19 protein-coding genes and 1 pseudogene are annotated in these 20,747 nt (G+C 63.7%); 5 read left to right on the forward strand and 15 right to left on the reverse strand.

Going from position 1 to position 20,747, the window contains the following annotated elements:
• Window positions 1-486, reverse strand: a pseudogene (locus tag A9W95_RS12935) (hypothetical protein); the annotation flags it as partial.
• 191 nt (window positions 487-677) lie between these two features.
• Between A9W95_RS12935 and A9W95_RS12940 the strand changes: the two are divergent.
• Both A9W95_RS12940 and A9W95_RS12945 read left to right on the forward strand, forming a co-directional pair.
• Complete coding sequence (locus A9W95_RS12940) at window positions 678-1,805, forward strand: acyl-CoA dehydrogenase family protein (RefSeq protein ID WP_082983074.1); 1,128 nt, start codon at window positions 678-680, stop codon at window positions 1,803-1,805.
• Window positions 1,802-3,031, forward strand: coding sequence for an acyl-CoA dehydrogenase family protein (locus A9W95_RS12945; protein ID WP_067413001.1), 1,230 nt, complete (start codon window positions 1,802-1,804; stop codon window positions 3,029-3,031). Before A9W95_RS12940 ends, A9W95_RS12945 begins: the two co-directional genes overlap by 4 nt.
• A 3-nt stretch (window positions 3,032-3,034) precedes the next feature.
• Here A9W95_RS12945 and A9W95_RS12950 read toward each other — a convergent pair whose 3' ends face one another.
• The 6 genes from A9W95_RS12950 to A9W95_RS12975 all read right to left on the reverse strand — a co-directional run bounded on the left by A9W95_RS12950 (window position 3,035) and on the right by A9W95_RS12975 (window position 9,723).
• Entirely contained in the window at window positions 3,035-4,999 is a 1,965-nt protein-coding gene (locus tag A9W95_RS12950) for a SpoIIE family protein phosphatase (RefSeq protein WP_067413003.1), read from the reverse strand.
• A gap of 143 nt (window positions 5,000-5,142) precedes the next feature.
• Window positions 5,143-5,568 (reverse strand): anti-sigma factor antagonist, encoded by a 426-nt coding sequence (locus A9W95_RS12955; RefSeq protein ID WP_067413005.1) that lies wholly within the window; start codon window positions 5,566-5,568, stop codon window positions 5,143-5,145.
• Window positions 5,569-5,716: 148 nt separating this feature from the next.
• Window positions 5,717-6,613, reverse strand: a complete 897-nt coding sequence (locus A9W95_RS12960) for a hypothetical protein (protein WP_067413007.1) — start codon at window positions 6,611-6,613, stop codon at window positions 5,717-5,719.
• A gap of 153 nt (window positions 6,614-6,766) precedes the next feature.
• Window positions 6,767-7,975 (reverse strand): amidohydrolase family protein, encoded by a 1,209-nt coding sequence (locus A9W95_RS12965; protein ID WP_067413009.1) that lies wholly within the window; start codon window positions 7,973-7,975, stop codon window positions 6,767-6,769.
• Window positions 7,976-8,059: 84 nt separating this feature from the next.
• Window positions 8,060-9,091: a hotdog fold thioesterase gene (locus A9W95_RS12970; RefSeq protein ID WP_067413012.1), complete on the reverse strand. Its 1,032-nt coding sequence runs from the start codon at window positions 9,089-9,091 to the stop codon at window positions 8,060-8,062.
• A gap of 74 nt (window positions 9,092-9,165) precedes the next feature.
• Window positions 9,166-9,723, reverse strand: coding sequence for a hypothetical protein (locus A9W95_RS12975; RefSeq protein WP_067413015.1), 558 nt, complete (start codon window positions 9,721-9,723; stop codon window positions 9,166-9,168).
• Between the two features lie 104 nt (window positions 9,724-9,827).
• On the opposite strand from A9W95_RS12975, the gene A9W95_RS12980 reads away from it, so the two are divergent.
• Genes A9W95_RS12980 through A9W95_RS12990 form a run of 3 tightly spaced genes read left to right on the forward strand, consistent with a single transcriptional unit; the run spans window position 9,828 to window position 12,628 of the window.
• On the forward strand, window positions 9,828-10,625 hold the full coding sequence (locus A9W95_RS12980) for a hypothetical protein (protein ID WP_067413017.1): 798 nt from the start codon (window positions 9,828-9,830) through the stop codon (window positions 10,623-10,625).
• Complete coding sequence (locus A9W95_RS12985) at window positions 10,612-11,088, forward strand: hypothetical protein (RefSeq protein WP_156746179.1); 477 nt, start codon at window positions 10,612-10,614, stop codon at window positions 11,086-11,088. Before A9W95_RS12980 ends, A9W95_RS12985 begins: the two co-directional genes overlap by 14 nt.
• Window positions 11,089-11,128: 40 nt before the next feature.
• Window positions 11,129-12,628, forward strand: coding sequence for a hypothetical protein (locus tag A9W95_RS12990; RefSeq protein WP_067413021.1), 1,500 nt, complete (start codon window positions 11,129-11,131; stop codon window positions 12,626-12,628).
• 14 nt (window positions 12,629-12,642) lie between these two features.
• On the opposite strand, the gene A9W95_RS12995 is transcribed toward A9W95_RS12990, so the two are convergent.
• From A9W95_RS12995 to A9W95_RS27950, 8 genes are all read right to left on the reverse strand, one after another.
• Window positions 12,643-13,410 (reverse strand): hypothetical protein, encoded by a 768-nt coding sequence (locus A9W95_RS12995; RefSeq protein WP_067413023.1) that lies wholly within the window; start codon window positions 13,408-13,410, stop codon window positions 12,643-12,645.
• A 17-nt stretch (window positions 13,411-13,427) separates the two neighbouring features.
• Window positions 13,428-14,822, reverse strand: coding sequence for a hypothetical protein (locus A9W95_RS13000; protein WP_067413026.1), 1,395 nt, complete (start codon window positions 14,820-14,822; stop codon window positions 13,428-13,430).
• A 35-nt stretch (window positions 14,823-14,857) separates the two neighbouring features.
• Window positions 14,858-15,217 (reverse strand): hypothetical protein, encoded by a 360-nt coding sequence (locus A9W95_RS13005; RefSeq protein ID WP_067413028.1) that lies wholly within the window; start codon window positions 15,215-15,217, stop codon window positions 14,858-14,860.
• Window positions 15,218-15,345: 128 nt separating this feature from the next.
• The gene (locus A9W95_RS13010) at window positions 15,346-15,687 is read right to left on the reverse strand and encodes a hypothetical protein (RefSeq protein WP_067413031.1); all 342 of its coding nucleotides are present in this window, start codon (window positions 15,685-15,687) and stop codon (window positions 15,346-15,348) included.
• Window positions 15,684-17,207 carry a hypothetical protein gene (locus A9W95_RS27940; RefSeq protein ID WP_067413033.1) on the reverse strand — a complete coding sequence of 508 codons (1,524 nt, stop codon included), beginning with the start codon at window positions 17,205-17,207 and terminating at the stop codon, window positions 15,684-15,686. The genes A9W95_RS13010 and A9W95_RS27940 overlap by 4 nt, the downstream gene beginning before the upstream one ends.
• A 48-nt stretch (window positions 17,208-17,255) precedes the next feature.
• Window positions 17,256-17,738, reverse strand: a complete 483-nt coding sequence (locus A9W95_RS13020; protein ID WP_082983069.1) for a hypothetical protein — start codon at window positions 17,736-17,738, stop codon at window positions 17,256-17,258.
• Complete coding sequence (locus A9W95_RS27945; protein WP_253851644.1) at window positions 17,735-20,158, reverse strand: glycohydrolase toxin TNT-related protein; 2,424 nt, start codon at window positions 20,156-20,158, stop codon at window positions 17,735-17,737. Before A9W95_RS27945 ends, A9W95_RS13020 begins: the two co-directional genes overlap by 4 nt.
• Window positions 20,128-20,655: a hypothetical protein gene (locus A9W95_RS27950; protein WP_067413039.1), complete on the reverse strand. Its 528-nt coding sequence runs from the start codon at window positions 20,653-20,655 to the stop codon at window positions 20,128-20,130. Before A9W95_RS27950 ends, A9W95_RS27945 begins: the two co-directional genes overlap by 31 nt.
• Window positions 20,656-20,747: the final 92 nt, after the last annotated feature.

A 20,747-nucleotide genomic window follows, 5' to 3' on the forward strand; every position in this document is an offset into this window, starting at 1 on the left:
GAACGCCGCGGCTCGATGTTGGCGGTCATTGGCGTCATCGTGCTTCCAGACGAAGAAACCACTGAGACCGGCGAATCCGAGGATCAGGAACACCGCAGTCACTTGGGCGATGATGGACCAGGGAACGTTGCGCGCTGCGCGGCGAACCCGGCCACCCGATGCGGCATCTTCTGATTCGCCGGCTTCGAAGGCTTCCTGATCCGCGGCGTCTTCGGGATAGTCCTCAGCGTATTCGTCGTAGTAGTCGTCGTACTCGTCGTCGATATCGGCGTCGTCGTAGTAACTCTCGTCGTCGTCGTACGCGTCAATCTCGTCGGAGGCCTCTTCGGACCCTGCAAGCGCTTCCCGTCGCAACCGAGCCGCCCGCGCTTTGGCGCGCGCGGCCGCAGCCAGCGCTTCGGCCTCGGCGGCTTCCGCCTCGGCTTCTTCGGCCAACGCCATCGCGTCGGCTTTCGATTTCACCGAGTCGTCGTTTATCTCAGTCATCGCGCCTTCAGCCCGTCACCATCATTATCGACTGAACTCCGGTATCTCTTACGGTATTGCCCATTGCTAACATCAGAGTCGCCAGCGAACTCCGACGAGGGACCGATCAGGCGGATGATCAGCCAACCACACTTTGCCCCCGACTTCCTTCGCGGCCGCGAAGGATGGCCACGGGACGTCCGGCCGGCATCATGACCGCTGTCGACTCTCCCGAAAAGATACTCTTTACCTCCACTACCCAAGCGTTTCTCCACAAAGAAGCGTCGCTGCGTCACGTCCGGGAGCTGCATGCCGCGGGGGTGTCCTTCGACCCGTCGTGGTGGCGCCGGGCGGCAGAGCTCGGCTGGACAGGTTTGCTCGTGCCAGAAGGGCTGGGTGGCGGCAGCGTGTCGGACAATGGCTTGGCCGACTTGGCCATGGTCGCCGAACAGCTTGGCAGGACGGTTGCGCCGGGACCGTTGTACCCGGTGAGCGCCGTGCTTACGGCGTTGGTGGGCTGTGCCGATCGCGAAGCGCACGGTGCGCTGATCGATGCGCTGATGGCCGGCGAAACGGTGGCATCCTGGGCCGTTTCCGAGCCCGGCCGCGGGTGGGCACCGCTGCAGCCGGAGGTCACCGCGACGGTGACCGATACCGGTTATGTCATCGACGGCACCAAGGACTTCGTCGAGGCGGGTGCCCAGAGTGCGGTGCTGTTGGTCGTGGCACGGTGCGGTGCGGGCGTGCGTCAATTCTTGGTGCCGACCGACGCTCCCGGCGTCTCGGTGGTGCCTCGGCAATCCATCGACTTGGTCAAGCAGTACGCGCGGGTGCAGTTCGACGGTGTGGTGGTGCCGCAATCGGCGGCGGTCGGCACAGAGAGCGAGACGGTCGCCCTCATCGAGCGGCAGAGCCAGATCGCTCAAGTCCTGCAGTGCGCCGAAGTGGTCGGGATCTTGCAGACCGTGTTCGACTTCACCGCGCAATGGGCGCTGGACCGGCACTCCTTCGGCCGGCCGTTGGCGTCCTACCAAGCCCTCAAACACGGGTTCGCCGACATGAAATTGTGGGTTGAGGCGTGCCGCGCCACCACCACCGCGGCGGTCGCCGATATCGCCGCCGGCGCGCCCGACGCCAGCCTGTCAGCCAGCATCGCCAAGTCCTATACCGGTGAACTGGCGGGTCCCATCGTGCAGCGATGTATTCAGATGCACGGCGGCATCGGTGTCACGTGGGAACACGACCTACATCTCTACCTCAGGCGAGTCACCCTGTACCGCGCCATGTTCGGGACTCCGGAGGAACACAACGTGCGGGTATATCAGGCGGTGGCCCGATGACCGAATCCGTCGCTGAATTCGTCGCTCGCGCGCGCGCATGGTTGGCCGACAATATGCCCGGCATCGACCCGGACGCCCCGCCGGCCGCGCCGCGCGACGACGAACGCTCCTGGCAGCGCGCCCGCGAACTGCAAAAGCGTCTGTACGAGGGCGGGTTCGCAGGTATCTGTTTTCCCCGCGAATATGGGGGACTGGGGCTGGACTACGAGTATCAGCGGGCCTTCGACGTCGAGACGATCAACTACGAAATGCCGTTGATCCTCAACACCCCGACCTTCACCATCTGCTGTGCCACGCTGCTGGACACCGGCAGCGAAGAACAGAAAAGGCAACACATCGCCGCAGCGTTGCGCGGTGACGAAGTGCTGGTGCAGCTCTTGAGCGAACCCAGCGGAGGGTCGGATTTAGCGGGCGTCATCAGCCGCGCCGAACGTCGCGGCGATCGCTGGGTGATCAACGGCGCCAAGACATGGAGCACCAGTGCGTTCGCCGCCGACTATGGTCTGTGCCTGGCTCGCACCGATTGGGAGGTGCCCAAACACGACGGGCTGACGATGTTCCTGGTGCCCATCAACCATCCCGGGATCACGTTGCGCCGTATCAGACAAGTCAACGGTTCCAGCGAGTTCTGCGAGGAATTCCTCGACGAGGTGGACGTCGGTGACGACGCCGTGGTCGGTGAGGTGAACAACGGGTGGGCGGTGGCCTCGCGGCAGCTGTATCACGAACGGCGCGCGGTCGGTCAAGGGTCGGAGTTCGCCAGCGGTTCTGGCAGCGAGGGCGGCCACACCATCCCCGTCGACTACGCCGATCTTGCGCTAAAGACCGGTCAGGCGGATAGCGCCCGAGTCAAAGAGATGGCGGGCCGGGCGCTGGTGCACCGTGCGGTCGCCGAGCAGTTGATCGACCACGTGTCGCGCAGCGTTCGCGACGGCGCACTGCCACCGGCCGCCGGAACGCTCATCCGGCTGTTTCACGCCGAGACCGTGATGCTCGAGGTCGACACCGCTCTGGCCATCGCCGGACCGGCCGGCGTCGTGGGTGACTACGGCGAGGGCTTGCAGACCGGCTTCCGCTATCTGTCTCGACAGTCGGTGGCGATCGGCGGCGGCACAACGGAGATGGCCCGCAACGTAATTGGCGAGCGGGTATTGAACTTCCCCAGGGAATACGCCGCCGATCGCGGGGTGCCGTTCAACCAGGTGCGGCACGGCCAGAGACGTTAGTCGTCAGTCCTGGACGAGAATGTCCTGCGCGTCGCCGCCGACCACCGGTATCTGTACCAGCGATAAGACGTGGTGGGCGGCGCTGCCCGGCGGTGCGATCAGGATGCATTCGCCGCCCTGTTTGCGTGCTCGCTCCCGAGCGGCGGCCAATGCGCTGACCCCTGCCGAGCCGAGGTGCGTGACTGCGCTGAGGTCAACAGTCAAAGATGCTATGCCGGAGCGGCTTTCGACGGCGATCTGACGATCCAAGGTGGAGGCGGTGTTGGAATCGACCTCACCACGCACGACGATGTGACCGGGTTCGGTGATCAGAGAGACGAATTGGTTGTCCACCGTTCGCGGATGAATGGTCCGGCTTACCGCTGCGTCGGTGATGAATCGAGCCGGTCGGGAAAGCCGATGCGTGAGGGTGGCGGTTGTCCCGCCGGCGTCGGGGCTGACGTGCGATTCGGTGACCAGGGCTTCGGCCATCGCCAGCCCACGCCCGCGCCCGCGCTCACCTTCTCGATGGTCCTTCCACTGCCCGCGGTCAGTGACCGACGCCCGCAGTTTGCCCTCCCCGGTCAGCGTCGCCTCGACCACGATGCCGTCGGGCACCTCGGTGCGATAACCGTGTTCGACGGCGTTCTCGACGAATTCGGAGATGGCATGAACGATGTCGGAGATGTCTTCATCGTCGGCACCGATCTCGGCCAGCCAGCCGCGGAATTGAGCGCGGACCGTGCGGGCGGCATGAACAGTCGCGTCCACCGTAATGTTCAAAGCCGGTGTCGGTGTGCGTCGCTGCGCGGCGAGCAGCGTGACGTCATCGTTGTATCCGGTGGCCCGCAACAACAATTCGAGCGTCTCCGAACAGAGCCGGTCGATCGGCCGGGCCGGTGCATCGATGACGAATCCGCCGGTGCCCGCAGCGATATTCGCGGTGAGATCAGCGAATTCGGCGGTGCTGGCTCCCAGTGGTCGGCCCGGGCGTTCGATCAGGCCATCGCTGTAGAGCAATACTGCGTCGCCGATGTTCAGCATCTCCAGACCCACCGGAAAACCGGTTCCGCTTCCCAGGGGGCCAGCCCCGGAAGGCGCTACATATCGCGAGCCCGCATCGGCGGTTACCAGCAACGGCGGCGGATGCCCTGCGGTGCAGTACTGGAACTCGCCCGTCGCCAGCTCGAGGGAACCGACACAGATGGTGGCCGACTTGGATCCAGGCACCTGTTCGTGGAAGCGATCCACTGCCTCAAGCGCTTCGCCGATGGTATGACCGGCCGAGATGTGCATCCGAAGAGCAGTGCGCAGCTGGGACATCACCGCGGCGGCTTCCACCCCGTGACCGACCACGTCACCGACGATGAGCACCAAGCGTTCCCCGAGTGCCAGCGCGTCGAACCAATCACCGCCTGCGGCGGTGTCTTCAGCTGCGACAAGGTATTGGGCGGCGATGTCGGCTCCTGGCACGACGGGGACCGATGACGCCAACAGTGCCTGCTGCATGACGGTGGCCGAGTCCCGAACGTTGCGGTAGCGCTCGGAGAGCTCTTTCACCCGGGCTTCGGCGGTCAAACGGGCTTGTACCCGAGTAGTCACGTCATCGAAGATGAGCTGTACACCTTCGATCGACCCGTCGGCGCGGCGGCGGGGGGTGACCAAGAAGTCGAAATAGCGCTCCTGCATGCCGGTGCCGTCATAGTCGGCCTGGATCCGCCACTCGTTTCCCGATTGGGGTTCGCCAGTGTTGTACACCCGGTCGAACATGTCGTATATCTGTTGGCTTTCCAGTTCGGGATAGACCTCCCGGGCGGGTTGTCCGACGTTCTTGAACGTCGCGCTGAAAGCCCGATACGCGGCGTTGGCCGCGATGAAGTGGTGATCGGGTCCCTCCAAGCCGACGACCATGGCAGGGATGTTCTCGAAGATGCGCCGCACGTCTTCGGCCGCACCCACCTCGCTGTCCCAGTCCATCTCGGCCGCCATCTGGCCGCACCTCCTGCGGACCGATGAACAATCTGGCCGGGTGCGCCAACGCGCACGCAACGACGGCCAGATAGTCAACGCGCAGTATTAGCGTGCCCCACGGGACTGCGTTTAGAAAAGAGCGCGTCTTACCCGGGTGCGAGTTAAGCCGCTGAGAGCGCCGACTCGGTGGTGGAATGAACGGGCAGGATGTCGTCGAGCGCACATGCTTCGATGATCCGGGTGACGCCGGGGTTCCGGCTGACCAGTCGCAACTGGATGCCGCGCTGCTGGCACCGTTCGGCCTCGTCGGCCAGGGCGGCCAGCGCGCAGCACCCCATGAAGTCGACACCATTGACGTCAATGACCAAGGGTCCGGGCGCACTCGCGACCGCGGCGGTCTCGGTAAGCAGGCTCTGCCAAATGATTTCGTTAGCAGCGTCGATCTCGCCGTCCGCGCGAATGACCACTGCCGACCCGCTGCGTTCGGTCCTTGCCCGCAGGGCGCCGCGAGGTTCGTCGAGTTCCGATGTGAGCTGGCTGCTCAACGAGAGCGAGGCGGCAAAGGCTTCTGCTGGACCAAGGTTCATGGTGCAACCCCCAACTGACTGCGGTGGAGATCCATGGATGGTTGATCTCAGCGCGCCGGTAGACAAATCGTCGCCCTCTGTATAGCAGATCAAGGTCGGCAATTATGGGAAATCTACAAATCGGCGCGACGTTTCCAAGAGCCGCGAATCAGTCTCTGATGCGGGTGAAGACCTGGTCGTAGGGGCCGCCCTTGCACACGCTGCCCGAAGCGTCCTCCATCCCGTGGCCAGACAGTGACGTTATGGGATCCTGCGCGGGTTTGGGTAGGGGGAACACGCCGGTCATGCGAACGTGGCTGGTTCCACCGGCTGGACACGGGACGTCTTCTTCGGAATTTTCGGTCCATGCGCCGTTGGAGAATATGAACAATTGATGGTCGGTGAAATCGGTGAGGACGAAACGGCTTAAGCAGCGGTCGCCGGCCCGCAGGCAGAACGTGTCCACGCTGAAGTCTTGGTCGCCGAGCTTTGGCTGGCCGGCCGCCGTGGTGACTCTTGATCGATAGAACCCTCGTAGGGCCAGGGCCGGGGAAGCGACCCGAGCCGGCAGGCTGGCCGGGTCAGGAACGCTCGCAATGTCAGCGTCACCGGTGCGGGTGAACGTCACACTGCGTTTGCTGTAGCACTCGACGGAATCATAGATCCACTCGCCGGCCAGGCTGCCGTCGGGGCGAGGAAGCAAGTAAACCCAATGCCATTCCTCGATTTCGCGGCCGTTGCATTTCTCGGTGTCCAAAGCGACCGCGATCCAGCGACCGCTGATGTCGTCGAAGATCAAATTGGTTGAGTGAGCATAAGTCCCGGTACTTCGTGCCGCGGAAGCCACACACCCTCTCGGGCCGCACATCGACCGCAGCTTCCACGTCTCTTTTCCGGCCGGCTCGGTGCCAGGTTGCTGCCTGCCCGAGATGTCGATGCTGGGCCCGAAGGCGGCGGTATAGGTGCCGGTGATGGGACCGGTGTTTGCCAGCGTGGCGGCCGTACGGTTGGTCGGTTCGGTCTTGTTCAACGCGAACGCCGCGACCAGACCGGCCACCAAGATCACCGCTGCGATGCTGCTGGCCAGAATGACGCGGCGGCGCTTGGGATTTCGACCCGTTGCCGTATGTGGTGGAGGGCCAGCGGCAGGCGGTTGAGCCGGGCCGCGCGGTACGGGAGGTGATGGGTCCGGACCGGTCGGCGGGCCGTCCGAGTCGGTTCAGGCAGATACCGGCTTCTTCGACGCGGGTGCCTCGACTTTCATGAGCTTCATCAGGTTGCCGCCCATGATCTTTGCGACGTCCTCCTGCTCGAAGTCGGAGAGCTCGTCGACGAAGGAGATCGGGTCCTTTAGGCCCTCGGGGTGCGGCCAGTCGGAGCCGAAGACGACGCGATCGGTGCCGACCATCTTGACGATGTCGGTGAATTGGTCTTCCCAGAATGGGCTGACGTAGATGCACCGTTTGAACGTCTCGATGGGGTCTTCGCTGAACGCCTGCGGCATCTTCTTATAGACGCCCTTGAGTCCCTTGAACAGATGCGGCACCCAGTCGGCGCCGTTCTCGATCGACAGGATCCGCAGATCGGGGTTGCGCGACAGTGCCCCGTGGCAGATCAACGCGCCGAAGGCGTCTTCGATGGGCCGGTGGCCCATCGCCAGGCTGCGGAACGCCGTCGGCTTGAACGGGAGAAATTCGTCACCGGGTTCCCACACGTTGATCAGCTCGGAGTAGCCGCTGTCGGAGGCGTGCATCGACACCGGTATTTCGGCGCGAACGCAGGCCTGCCAGAACGGATCGAATTCCTCGAGACCGAACGACCTGCTGCCGCGGTAACCGGGTACTGGGGCCGGGCGCACCAGCACCGTGCGGGCGCCGCGCTCCAGGCACCATTCGAGTTCTTCGAGAGCGCGCTCGACGATCGGCAAGGTGATCACCGGCGTGGCGAAGATGCGCCCTTCGTAGTTGAACGACCATTGCTCATGCATCCACTCGTTGAGCGCGTGGATGACGTCATGCGTCATCTCCGGGTCGTCTTTCATGCGCTCCTCGACCAGGCTGGCCAGCGTGGGGAACATCAACGCGTAGTCGATGCCGAGTTCGTCCATCACCTCGAGGCGGGCGGCCGGTTCACGGAAGGCGGGGATGGCTTTCATCGGCTCGCCCAATATTTCGCGGTAGCTTTTACCCTGCGAACCGTGGCGGAAGTAGTCCTCTTGAGCACCGGGGCGGGCCACCACTTCGAACGTCGGGTTGGGGATGTATTCGCTGATGTGGCCGCGCACGACGATCTTGGTGCGACCGCGCACCTGTACGTAGTCGATCACGTTCTTGCGCTTGTCCGGCAGGAACTTGGTCAGCGCTTCCTGCGGTTCGTACATGTGGTTGTCGGCGTCAAATACGGGAAACGGAAGCTCGCGAGACGGCATGGCGATCTCCTTGCAAAGTCTGGATTCTCGATAGGCGGTAATGACATTACCACTTCGCGGGAGGCGGGTGTACTGCCCGACCGGTCACGCCTTGGGCCAGTCGGGAAGTTGCGGAGTGGGCCCGTTGATCACCGCGAAGTTCACCGTGGCAGTTGCGAGCAACTCCTTGTCCGCGTCACCGTAGATGTCGACTTGCATGACCATCGCGCGTCGACCGGAACGCAGCATCCGGGGCACCGCGAACGCCGAACCCTGCCGAATTGGCCGCAGGTAGCGAACGAAGAGGTCGGCCGTCGTCATGGTGGTGCCCGGCTGCAGGTGCTCGAGCCCGAACTGCCCACCCGCCACATCGACGAGCGTGGCGATCAGGCCACCTTGCAAGGCGCCGGAAGTGTTGACCACTTGCGGACTGACCGGCAGTGTCATCGCGAACTCGCCGTCGCGGGTGCCCGGGCGCAAGCCGATCTGCGCGAACAGTTCGGCCAGCGAAGGCGCGTCGATCACTTCGTCGCTGTCTTGGATGCCGAGGGCCCGGCTGCAGAAGTCGTACAGTTGTCCGGCGTCGATCGGTGTGCCGTTCAATTCGCTTCCGAGCCAATGCAATCGCTGTGCCCCGACGATGGTTTGCATGACAATCGCGGCGGCCGCACCGACATCGAGCCCCGGCCGGAAGACTCCTTCGGTGATGCCCTGTCCCACGATGTCGCGAATCAACTGGTGCAGGGGTGAGAGCACCCTGGCGTACTCGCGCGGCCGGGTCTCGGCGAGATGTTGGTTGTAGAGGCTCAAGGCCCGATTGAGGCTGTCCTGGGTACTGGATTCGGGCTGTTGACTGACGCGGTCGATGACGAGTTTGAGGGCGGCAGTGCTGTCGAGCCCGTGCGTCTCGGCCCGCCACATCTGAGCCGAATGCGCGATGGTCCGGTCGAAAAGCGCCAGCAGCAGCTCGTCCTTGCTGGTGAAATGCTGATAGAATGCGCGCAGCGACGTCTTGGAGCGCGCGACGACTTCCTGCACCGTGAAATCAGTGCGCCCGGTCTCGCCAAGGATCTCCACCGCCGTCTTGATGAAACGGTCAGCACGGGTGATTTCTGGTTCGTCGCTCGAGACGGCCATCGCGGTTTCTCCTCTTCTGGTGCGCCGCGACAGCGCCCCGAGAACGAGATTACCGCCGTCCGTGTTCCCGCCGCCTAGCCATGCTGGAAGCCTGTTCCGGCGCGGTCGAGCGGATCCGGTGCCAGTCCGAGAAACGTGGCTCGCAGCCGGTCCCACAGCTCCAGCTGCTCCCACGCGGGCTGCTCGCGCAGTTGCTGCACATTGGTCAGGAACGGGTTGGGCAGCAAGATGGTCATCATCTGTTCGCCGCGGCCGTTGTGTAGCCGTGCACCCCAGGAAGTCGGATGACCGTCTCCACCGAACCGGCGGTACAGCTCGGCGCTAGCGCACCTGCGGATCCGGCCGAGAACGGGTCCGCTTTCCCGATGCTCGCCGATGCACAGGTGGAAATGCCAGCGGCCGAAGTCTACGGTGGCGTATCCGTCGTAGGTGGAGATGCGCTTCGGCGGGTTGGGCGCCGCGACCTCCCAGGCGGCGCCCTCGATGAGGACGCCGAACCAAATTTCATCCCAGTATTCGGCGAAGCACATATGGATCAGGTCGAGCAAGCTGCGTTCGTCGACGGGTAGCGGCCAACGATGTTCTTGCCCACCGTCTTCGGTCGCGATCAGGTCAGGGCTGGGGTCGGTCATGCTGCGAGCCTATGTCGTTTGACTGAGGACTCTGTGCGTTCGATCTTGGCGCCGATATGCGCGGCGGGCATACGCCAGGCCGGCGGTTCGATAGGGTCAATTCGGTGAGATCCGAAGCCGCCGGTGATCGTCACTTGATCGAAGAGGCTGTGACCGCACTGCTCGCCGAGGTGCCATCGAATTGGCAGCGGCTGCATGTGGAGTTCGAGCCGGGGGTATCGAGAGTCGCAGCTTCGGTAAAGGCAGCCGAGGGCGAATTGACGCCGTTATCGTCGCCGGCGGGTGTGGTGGAGGCGCTCGGCGAGTACCACCGCCGGGCGGTAACCAACGGGGCGCAGTGGTGTCGGCTGGTAATTGACTGCAACGCCGACGGAACACTGTCGGCACGCACCGAGCCTGCTTTCGCGCAGCCGCATCGCCGGTGGCCGCAGTTTGTGTTGGCGGCCGTCACGGTCGGCTGTTTGGCCGCTGCCGCAACGATATTCGCGGTGGATTGGCGGTGGTCGGACCCGCCGCGGCTCACCGCAGTGGCAGCTCCGGCTCCGGCGAAAGCGCAGAGTGCTTACGACGTGGTCGAGCAATGGTATCGGGCGGAGGACGCCGGTGACGCCGCGCGGATGCGAGAGCTAGCTTGCGCTCACCCCAGCCAGTCACTTATCGATTGGATCAACACGATTGCCTACTACGGGCAGGACCAGGGTTTGGTTTTTCCAGATGCGTTGACGCAGTACCGCGACGACGGCTCGACCATATGGTTGAAGGTGGCGGTGCGAATTCGCCCGATCGATGAACATATGAAGCAAGAAGTCGAACAAGCCCAGGGCCGAGGCGGGTTCTTCTTCGAGACCATGACGTTAGCCAACGAAGACGATCGTCTGAAGGTGTGTGATGGCCAACGCTGACGGTCGCGCTCGTCGTCGAATCTCGCTGCCACTGTCGGCTTTAGCGGCATGCCTTTCGATTGCGGCGTTGGTGGTGGCGGTGCTCGGCCGAGACCGCGGAGACGGACCGAGCTTTCGGCCCATGGCGGTCACCGACTCCATGACCGATGCGCAGGCGTACGAAGCCGCCAATACGACGGTGCGAGCATGGGTTCGCGAACGCAACGCCCGGCATTTGGCGAACCTCGAGGCACTGACGTGTCCGGACAACGTGGGCACGGTGACCGCCGAAGTGAACGCCGTCAAGAACCATGAGCCAGTCGGGAAGGACATGCACGTCGTCTCCACCGGCGCGTTCGACCGCCATGACTCGCTGTGGACTTTGAACACGCACTTTATCAATGACGTGGGTGTGCAGTTCGTACTGGGAGTGCGGCACGGTGAGTTGCTGGTCTGTCGGATCGCTGCGGCACCGGTGCCCTGACTAACGTGGTGAAAGTGCTAGCGCAGTTGGGTGGAAGGTGATGGCCTCCGGCTCGTCGTTGCCGCCGCACGGATTCCGATGGGTGGAGCACGATGACCAGTCGGAGGCGCCGCCGCGTCAGTCACGGCGACGTTGGTGGTGGGTCGCTGCGGCAGCGCTCGGCGTGATCGCCGTGGTCGCCGGAGGGATTGTCGCGGCGTTATGGGAGCGCTCCGACACAACCCGTCACGGCGCCTATGCGCCGTCCGCGCCGCCACCTATCGGCACTCCCAAAGACCTACTTGTGTCGATTCCGCTGAGTCGCCAGCCGGTTCCGGGCTGGCGACTGTCGGCCAAGGACATCGGATTGCCGCCAGGGGTCAAAGTCGGCAATCTGTTCGCGCGTGTCGGAAAGAAGGCCTACTTCGTCACCGTGGAAGGGTGTGACAGGAAGTGCCAAAAGCCGACCGGCTGGGTGTACGGGCTTGATGCGGACACCGGCGCAAAATTGTTCTCCCCGTTGGCCTTACCGGGGTTCTCCGGAACAGACGCAGACTGCCATAGCAACGGCCCGGCAGTGGCCATTTGCACCAGCCGAGTCTTTGGCGAAACCGACGATGCTCCACCGCCCGGCGCTTGGGTGATCGACTTGGACCGCGGTGTCGTGACCTACCACGGTCCGAATACCTTGAATCCCAACCTCAAAGACGTCGGCGGCATGCGACTCGAGGTGGTGGGTTATGAGTATGGGCCGGCCTATCTGGTGGCAGCAAAGCGGGGAGACGGGATTCATGGTATCGGGCCGCACGCCGAACTCACCTGGTTTCTTCCTGGCAGTGGCGAGCTTCGTGCCCCAGCGTTGTATGACCCGGACGTCCCATCGCTGACCCTGGCGGTGCAACCCTCAACGCCGTCCGACGACAGGCGCGGAGATCGGGTGTTTTCGGTCGTCGACGGAAGAGACCTGACACCCCATCCGCCGTCGGGCACCCGACTGGAAGAGGTGGAGATTTACAACGGCGGGTTCGCTTACCAATTCGACGCAGGCAAGGTGACCGGCACCCTGATGTACGACACCGCCGGCCACCAGGTCGGACGTCAAGAACCCGAACGCAGTTACCCGCGACCCAACGCCGCGATGTTGACCCTGGTCGTGGGAGACCACTTTCAAATCTATGACGCCGCAGGCAAACCCATCGCTACCATACCTTCACGAGGTCTGGTCGACGACTTCAAGACGATCGGCACCAAGCTCTACGTCAGGACCCAAGGCAGCGATTACGGCGTCGAGCAGGGATGGCAGCAATGGGACCTGCTCACCGCTCAACCTGGGTCCACATGCACGATGAACCTCGGCCCTAACTATGTCGGCTCCGATGGCATCGTCGTCATGACGATGGGGGGTGCGGGCGACCAGCCGAACGTCTCAGCCATTGACACGACAACCTGCCGAACGCTCTGGGAAATGCCGGGAAAGATCCGGATTCACAAAGTGAGCACCGGGCTAATCGAGATCGACCATGAACATGACGCCGTCATGTCGTTGCGCCCGTCGAATTGAAAGTCACTGCGCTGCTAAGCATCTCGCGAGTGGCGTAGCCGGGTGACATCCTCGGCGATTAGTTCATCAACCCGGTTATGCAGACCGGACAAGGTCATCGGTGTCAGGTAGTCGAAGCCCGGCGCATAGATGTAGTCGCCGTCATCCTTGATACAGACGTATCCAACGGTCTTCTTGCTGCGGTCAAATCCCCACTCCCGGGCCGGCTGCCAGCGGCTTTGGATCCGGGTGTAACGCACCACGTGTGACCGGGGTATCGACACGGATCCGGCGTTCCTTTCGCGGCGCAGCACCGCGAAATCGTCCGCGGCACTGGCACCATGCGGTGGGCGCACCAAATCAGGAATGATAATCCTTGAATGTGTCCCCGGATTGGTGAGTGCGATCGAACCGGCGATCGCCAGACCAAGGTCGTAGGCGGACACCGTGTACACCTCGACCACGTGATCCTTGGAATCCTGTACGGCTAGAAATCCCAACGGTCCGCGACGATGCGCCAGCAGGCGCCCCCTTGGGGCGCCGACCATGCTCACGACGCATTCCACTCGGATCTCGGCGTGCAGGTAGGAAGTAATCCACTGATCGAAGGCGGACAGATCACCGCGGGCGAGTCGTTCGGGGATGGCCGCCAGGTAATTCTCGTACTCCTGGTAGCTGTCGAAGGGTGACGGTTGCGACACCACGAACGGGTGGGGGATGAAGTCGCGGCCCAAGTTGTCGCTGATCGCCTGCACGTCGACGAGGTCAATTCGCCCGACTCGACTCAGCGCCGCTCGTTTCATAACGCGATGTCGTCTAGTCAGCTTGAACGGTTCGGTGGGTGGCCTTCCCTGAGTTCATCGCCGACCACCGGGACGACGCCCTCGGTTTCACCAATGACCTCTTGGCCATGCTTGGTGTTGCGCAACGCCTTGCCTGCTTTGTGTTCTTTGTCTGCGCCTTGGGCACCCCGCTGCCCGGCCACCGGCGCGCCGGCGCCCGAGCCTCCTGAGCCGGTTGAGACACCCGAACGCGACACCGGGGCAGCGGTGACCGCTTTGCTCGGCTGCATTGCGGGAGCGGACGGCTTGCTGACGACGGGCGACCGTGCACCGGTACCGCCCGCGCCGCCACCTCGCGCTCCCGACCCCGACGGACTGCTTGCCCCCTTGAGGCCCTGGGGTCCCAAACCCAGCACCCCTTCAGGAATACCGCCCGCTCCGTTCTGTCCCCCCTTCGGAAGCTGCCCCAACGCTTGGTTCGCCGCGTTTCCGGCCTGGCCCGCCGCATTCTGAGCCTGCTGGCCGGCCTTGTTGGCCGCATCTCCGGCGCCCTTTGCGGCATCGCCGAGACCTTGCAGCGCGTTGGCCGGCGACGTAGGCGTAGCAGGTTGAGCCGCAGCGGGATTCATGGCGCCCAGGGCAAGGGGAGATGGCATATCGGGTGCCCCTAAGCCGCCCGGCTTCGGTCCTCCTGGGGGAGCGCCACCACCGGCCGATGGCGACCCAGACCGTCCGGGACCCCCGGCTATTTGCGGCGGGCCTGCGGACATGTCGGGATGCCGTTGGCTGATCCACTCGATGGGCGGGTTGTAGAAGGTATGGATTGTCCGCTGGGCCTCACGGTCATAAGTCGCGGCCAGTAGGTCTTTACGAGCTTCGTCCTCCGTTGTGCCCATATAAGCGGCCCTGGCCTTGGCGTCATTATCCAACTGTGCCTTGGTCGAGACGAACCAGTCCTTCGTTTCTTTTATGTCGCGCGAGAATGTATCGACAAGGGGATCCATCCGCTCGGCCGCGTCCGCCAGCGACCCGAGATAGTTCAGCGATTCTTGTGCTTTCCGGAACATTGCCGAGGCGGTGGCCCCAGACAAGTCTCTTTGAGCCGCAAGAATCGCGTTTCTGAAAGCGTCATGTGCGGCGCGCAAAGCGGCGTTTATATTCTTCCAGTGAGTGTGGTGTTCGACCGCGACATCGTCCCCAGCGTCCTTTATCCCGTTATAGCCTTCGAAGAAGGTGTTGATGTGCTCAAGCGGTGCGGCCTTGGTGGTTTGCCCTGCTAGTCGCGTGCTCTCGAGGTTACTCAGATCGTGGAAGAGATTGGTGCCGATGTACGAGTTGATGAGGTGGGGAAGCTCATGGTTATCCGGACCGAGGTCGCCGAAATATTGATCATCGTGCACCGTCCACTCTAGGTTGGGCGGATCATTCGACATGCTTCACCGCTGCATCGAAGGTCGGGAGACCCGTACTATCGGTCGGCATTTTGTATGGCGTTATAGGCTGCACCGGAAAACTCGTGAAGAGCCGTAGCGAAGGCGGCGTACTCGGCGAGTCTTTGTCTTATCGCGTCAGCGGATTCATTCAGATTGCGGGCCGTTACTCGTGCAGATTGGAAATTGCCGACAACGCCCTCGTTGATTCGCAGATTGCTCGCTGCGGCCACTTGCATGTTTACCGCGTCCACTAATTGTCCCGCAGCGGCGAACCAGCGGTTCAAGGCCCCCCGGTCGACTTTCAGAACGTCTTCGGGTACGTCTCGGCCCCACCGTTGCAATTGCTGCGTCGAATCGTTCAACGACCCCAACGACGGCGGTTCATCGACAGACATCGCACTTCCCTCCCGTTCATGCCGTCGGCTTCTGGGCCCCTCCGTGTGAGCCAACGGTACGTTCCTGCCAGGATAAAGCAGCTCACCAGCACTAAAACGCGGGAATTTCCGACGAAGTTGCACCCGGCCTACCGGCGTCGCCGGTACCACGCGGTGAGGCCGAGGATGGCCGCGTACCAGGCCGCGAACCCCAGCACCAAGGCGATCAGCGGGTAATAGAACGTGACGCCGGAGGTCAGCCATGCCATGGCCAAGGCCAACACGTAGACTCCGGCGAGCACGATCGGCGGGATGGCGAGTGCGGTAACGCGTATGACGGACGACGATCGCTGAGGTGGCGGTTGACTCTGGGTTTCGTCGGCCACTGAGACCCCCGCCATGTACAGCCCCCACGGAATCAGGAAGACGAAGACGGCTCCGCTGACGATGAACCCACCGATGGTGAGCGCGCTGTCGAGTGCGGGGCTCATGGGGTCAAGCCGGCCACGCGAAGTTGGTTGAGCGCCGTGCCGAGGTCTGGGTCAGCGAAGTGGCTGAGTGTTGCGGCGAGGTCCTCACCCGTTGCGGTGTGCTGTTCGGCCGCCAGAAGCAGTCGCTCGCAAGCTTGTTCGAGCCCAGGGCCCACGACAGCAGTCATAGCATCGACGGTTTCCTCGAGTGTCCAGATCACCGGTAAAGCTTCATCGAGCTCGTCGAAGGTGTCGGTTGCGCCGCGCCACCAACGGCCGTCGCTCCACCAGTAGCAGAAGCTGAGTAGGCCGTTGCGGTACCGGCTGTTGAGCACTGTGTCGTTCACCCACTCCGGCGCACCGCAATACAGATCAGGTAGGGGTTGGCCGTCTTGGTACGCGGCGGCCAACAGGGCGGAGTTCCATTGGCCGCCCGAGAGTACCGCGCGGTCGTGGGACAAGATGTACAGGCTTGACCCGCTACGTGCGTCGGATTCGAACCACGCCAGCCCAGGAGAAATGCGCGGACCCCATTCCGATCGCGCTCCGGTGTAGACGGCGGCCAAGACCGCCCAGCGCGCCCAAGTGTCGGGTAGCGGCTCGATGTCGTCGGTGGCAGTGGGCCGACGGCCGGCGGCGTAGTCGGTTGTGACTGCTGCGGATGCCTGCGCCGGCGTGCGGCCTTGAGCGGCGGGTCCGGCCAGGTAACCCGCCAACCAGATCGGTAGCCGCGGCCGGGGGTAGGCGGCGATGTCGTCGCGGTAGTGCTCCGCTGGTTGCAGCTGGTCGGCGGGAAACGGCTGATCGCCATAGTCGTAGTCGGCACGCAGGTGGCCTTGATCGGTGACAGTCAGCATCAGCCGCCACCACGGTCCGGCCGACATCTGAGCGCTCTTTTCCCGTTGCGCGCGAACCAGTTCCACAATCGATTCGGGCACGGTGATCGGCTGCCAGCCGGCATCAGTGGCGAAGGCGCACTGCGCGCTTCCGGCCCGCACCGTAAGCGCGAAGACCGCTTCGAACTGATGCCAACCCGGCGGGCCCAGCTTCGCCAGTTCCTGGGCGATCCGGTCGAGCATTGCCGAAGCTTGCTCCGCGATCTGTTCATCGCGGCCCACTGACTGCGGATCGGGTCGGACGGGATCGTCGAGCAGCGTGAAGTCGGCGGCAGCGGGCTGATCCCCGGTTGCGGCCTTGGCGAACGCGTCGGCGAATTCCGCCATGAACACGCTGGAACCCGGCAACGCTGCAGGGTGATTCATGGCGTGCTCACGCGCAGCGAACCGCTGGCGCGCGAGTTGTGGCGGCGTGGACGATGATGTCTGCTCGATGCGCCCGCTGTCACCAACCAGGAACACCGCTCGGCCCACCGGCATGTCCAAGAACGCCGTCGGATCACTGCTGTCGACCTGCGCCGGCGCGTATACGGACCAGCCCGCCTCGAAGCGTTCCGCGATCAATCCCGTTACCGGGTAATCGATTCCCGTTCGCCGAACGTAATCGCTCACTGCGGCGACGGCGTCAGCGGCGGTGATGTTCACGCGAATGCCCCGACATCTTTTGTTGCACCGCACAACTCAGATGGCGCATTAGGTGAGGCCATCGCGCACCATGAGTTCCAGGTCGGCTAATGGTTTGGCCATGAGGTGACTGAAGATTACTGAATACGGTTCGGCGAGAATGGCGCTTCCTGCAGACGATTTGACCTCTGTCTTGAATTCGCTATCGGTGGATGCCAATGTGACGTCGGTGCTGTACCCACGCTTATAGAGGTGCGGGCCCAATGGTCGCAGGCCGCGAACAGTGCGTGCGGTCGTGGACCATCTCCAGATCAGAAACTTCTCGGCAAGCTCGTAGGTGGAGAACTGCGCTGTGCGGAAATACTTTTTCCCGCGGTCATCGACTTCGTCGAGCACCCACCAGTTGCCGTCCTGTCGTAGATCGAAAGCTTCCTCGGGTGAGCTGAAGAGGACATGTTCGTCGTCGCCGTCGACAGATACGGACGCGTCGGGGATTCCGGCGGCGCCCGTCCATTCCCGCCACGCGGATGACAACCTGGTGAAGTCGGTCATTGTGTTCCTCCCGGCTTGAGGAAACCACAGTCGATCAAGACCTGGACTGACGGCCTTTGTCCGTCGGGTGCAATGATCCGGTATTGCGTACCGCCGCCCGGTTGATGGAACCATGGAGCCGCACGCGACTGCTCTATCTGGTAGCCCGGCGGAAGTGCGTCCGGGTCATCCACCACGTATCGGAAATAGGGCTTCGTCGCACTGTCCGGGGGGAGGGCGCGTTCGGAGAACAGGACGCCTTCCGGCGAGAGGTAAGCGCCACCGGGCCAGCCGAACCGGTCGAGGGCAGTCCCGGGAGCCAGCTGCGCATTGGGTACCACAGTGCCGGGTATCGCATAAGGCTTCGAAGGCCAGGTGTCATCGGGGTAGACGAGACCGCCATCACTATCGGTGAATTCCAGTCCTGGAGCGGTGGCTTGGTAGCCCTCGAACAACGGTGAATCCGGCGGCAGGGGGTGGGCTAGGAGGCCGGGCGTCGACTGCTCAGAATGGTCACCTCCTGTCACGATTCCGACATCTTCTGCGGCGCGCAACTGCCCGGTGCGCCCATCGAGTGGTTCGAGCGGATGCCCGTGCCGGTCCAGGTAGCCCACCGCTGTCCGGTCGACAGCGCCCTCGCCCCAGTACGGCGGCCACCCCGACCGTTCGAACCGTTCACCGACCCGCTCGTAGAGGTGCACCGACCCGCGTTCGTTGACCGCGACGTAGGCGTGGCCGCCTTGTTGATCCGCCCCGATCCACCGCGACGCGAGAATGGCGGCCGCTCCGTCCCCGTGGCGCAACAAGGTGTCGTGTATTTCGGTGTAACCGGCGAACCGCGCCGTAGACCCCCACGCCTCGAACAAGTTTCGGGCCGGGACGCCGCTCGGACCCGGGTCGGACGCCAAATGCACATCACGGTTGTAGTACTGGGCCAAGAATTCCGTGGCGTCGTGGGCGCACCGCCCATCGTGGTCACCTACGTGTGCGTCGCCTTGATCGGAGTGCCAACGAACATCCCATATTCGACGTTCGACCGAATACGTCTCCCGGTTGGCATCGTCGAGCTGCAGCGGACGGCCCTGGGCCGGTTCATCGGTGCGCCATCCCGGCTTCCACCATGCCCGTTCGGACCGGTGTGCTTCGGTGTGTACCTCGTCGAACCGATCGGCGGCGATACGGCCGAAGTTGGCCAACGATTCGGTGCGTACGCCGAGCTCGCGATCGACGAAGTGGTAGTAGGCGGTGTGCGTGCTGACCGTGCCGAGTCGGTCCATGTGACGGGGAAATTCGGCGGTGACCCGATGTGCCCCGAAAGATTCCATGGCAGGATCGACGCCGAGGCCGCGGCCGAACAGCCTTCCCAGGGAGCCCGGCGTGCGCCCGCCGAGCGCAGTGACGAAGTCCCGAGACGACGAGGCGACGAAAACCCTTTCACCGACGCCGAAGTCACCGGCGTGGTGTTGCGGGCCGGCACCGGGTGACCCCGCCAGGGTGATGCTGCGCACGTGGGTGGCGAGTTGACCATTGCGGCCCGCGTAGCTGGTGGTGGTGGACCCGTAAGAATGGCCGAATATGTGGTTGTTGCTGAAGTGTTCACTCGCACCTGCATGGGGCGCCGCGTTGAACGCCAACACGTCGCTGTGCAGTATGGCGCCGCCTTGCCGCGCCAAGCCGTGAAACATCACCCGCAATGTCCCTCTGCCACTGGGTGCGTCGTAGCCGATCCACGCGATCGACGCGGCCCGGAGATTCGGGTTCTGCATCCGAATCGACGCCAAGTGGTTCAGCGCGTTGTCCAGGTTTCCCTTGAGGCTGTCCATCGTCGTCGTCAGCCCGGGTACGTGCCAAGACACCGAGTCGGCGCTGAAGGGGTCATCGCCAACGCTGACCACGATGCGCCCTTCGCCGCGGAAAGCGAGCGGGTCGAACGCCAGGATGTGCATCTCACCGCCGAGGCGGGCGGCCTCCATCTTGGCGTTGTCAACTGCCGCAAGTACATCGGTGTATCGCCTGAGCTCCTTGCGCTCGTGTCGGCTGAGATGTTCACCCGCTTCATGACGGGACTGCAGCTCGTCGTGTAACCGGGTGATCTCCTGCGCGTTCGCTTCCGTGCGCGCCGATGCCGGGAGGCCCTCGGCGTTGCCGATTTCGCTGGGGTAGGAGTCGATCAACGCCCGTTGCTGATCGGCGCTGAGTTCCCGCCACCATGCGGCGTTGTCGCGGGCGCGCTGTTCCCCGAAGGTGCTGTCGGCAAGATGATGTCGCAGCTCGTCGGGACGCACCGGCGGGACGCGGCGCCACAAGGCTTCATTGGCGATCCCTCGCGCCTGGTCGCTGTCGGCGTGGGACGCGGCCTCACGCCAGCGTTCAGCAGGGTCGACGTTGAGCCCATGTGGCCGACTATGGTCTAAAACTCCGTGGTGGTCTCCTGCGGCCACGCGCCCTGGTTCTGCTGAGCCAGCTGCACCGCGTGGGCCCTCGCCACGCTCGACAGCGTGTCCGGCGGGTCGTTCAACAAGGTCCGCTTGTCTATGGTCACCGGGTGGTCCTGAGCGGGTTCCGGCGGGTTGTTCAGTGAGACCGCGGTCATCCGATACATGATGCTCTGCGGGTCTTCTCGAATGCGCTGCATCGTGATTCTCCATTGGTGCGGCCATATCTGGCGTGCCGGCGGTGGCCGGCCGGTCCGTTTCGCCTCGAGGTAGTCCTCCGCCACCATCTCGGTCGACCAGCTCGGGAACTCCATCACGACTCCGGTCTGTGAATCGATCACCAGCTTCGTCGAACCGACCGCCTCGCTGCCCACGGCTTCCTCCGGTGTCAGGATCGGCGAACAGATCCAGCCCATCTCGAATGGCAGGACTTCGTAGGCGGTGTTCGGGTCGATCTCCGCCAGGTACGCCAGCGCTTGGTCCGGGGTGTCCAGTTGCGTCATGGGTGCCTCCTTGCGGTGGGGTTACCGGCCCGAAGTGGTCGGAAGCGATAGTCGTGAAGTGCAGATACGCGGACCTGTCCACCAACCGCAGG

This window comes from Mycobacterium sp. 1423905.2 (assembly GCF_001673155.1).
Lineage (GTDB): Bacteria > Actinomycetota > Actinomycetes > Mycobacteriales > Mycobacteriaceae > Mycobacterium.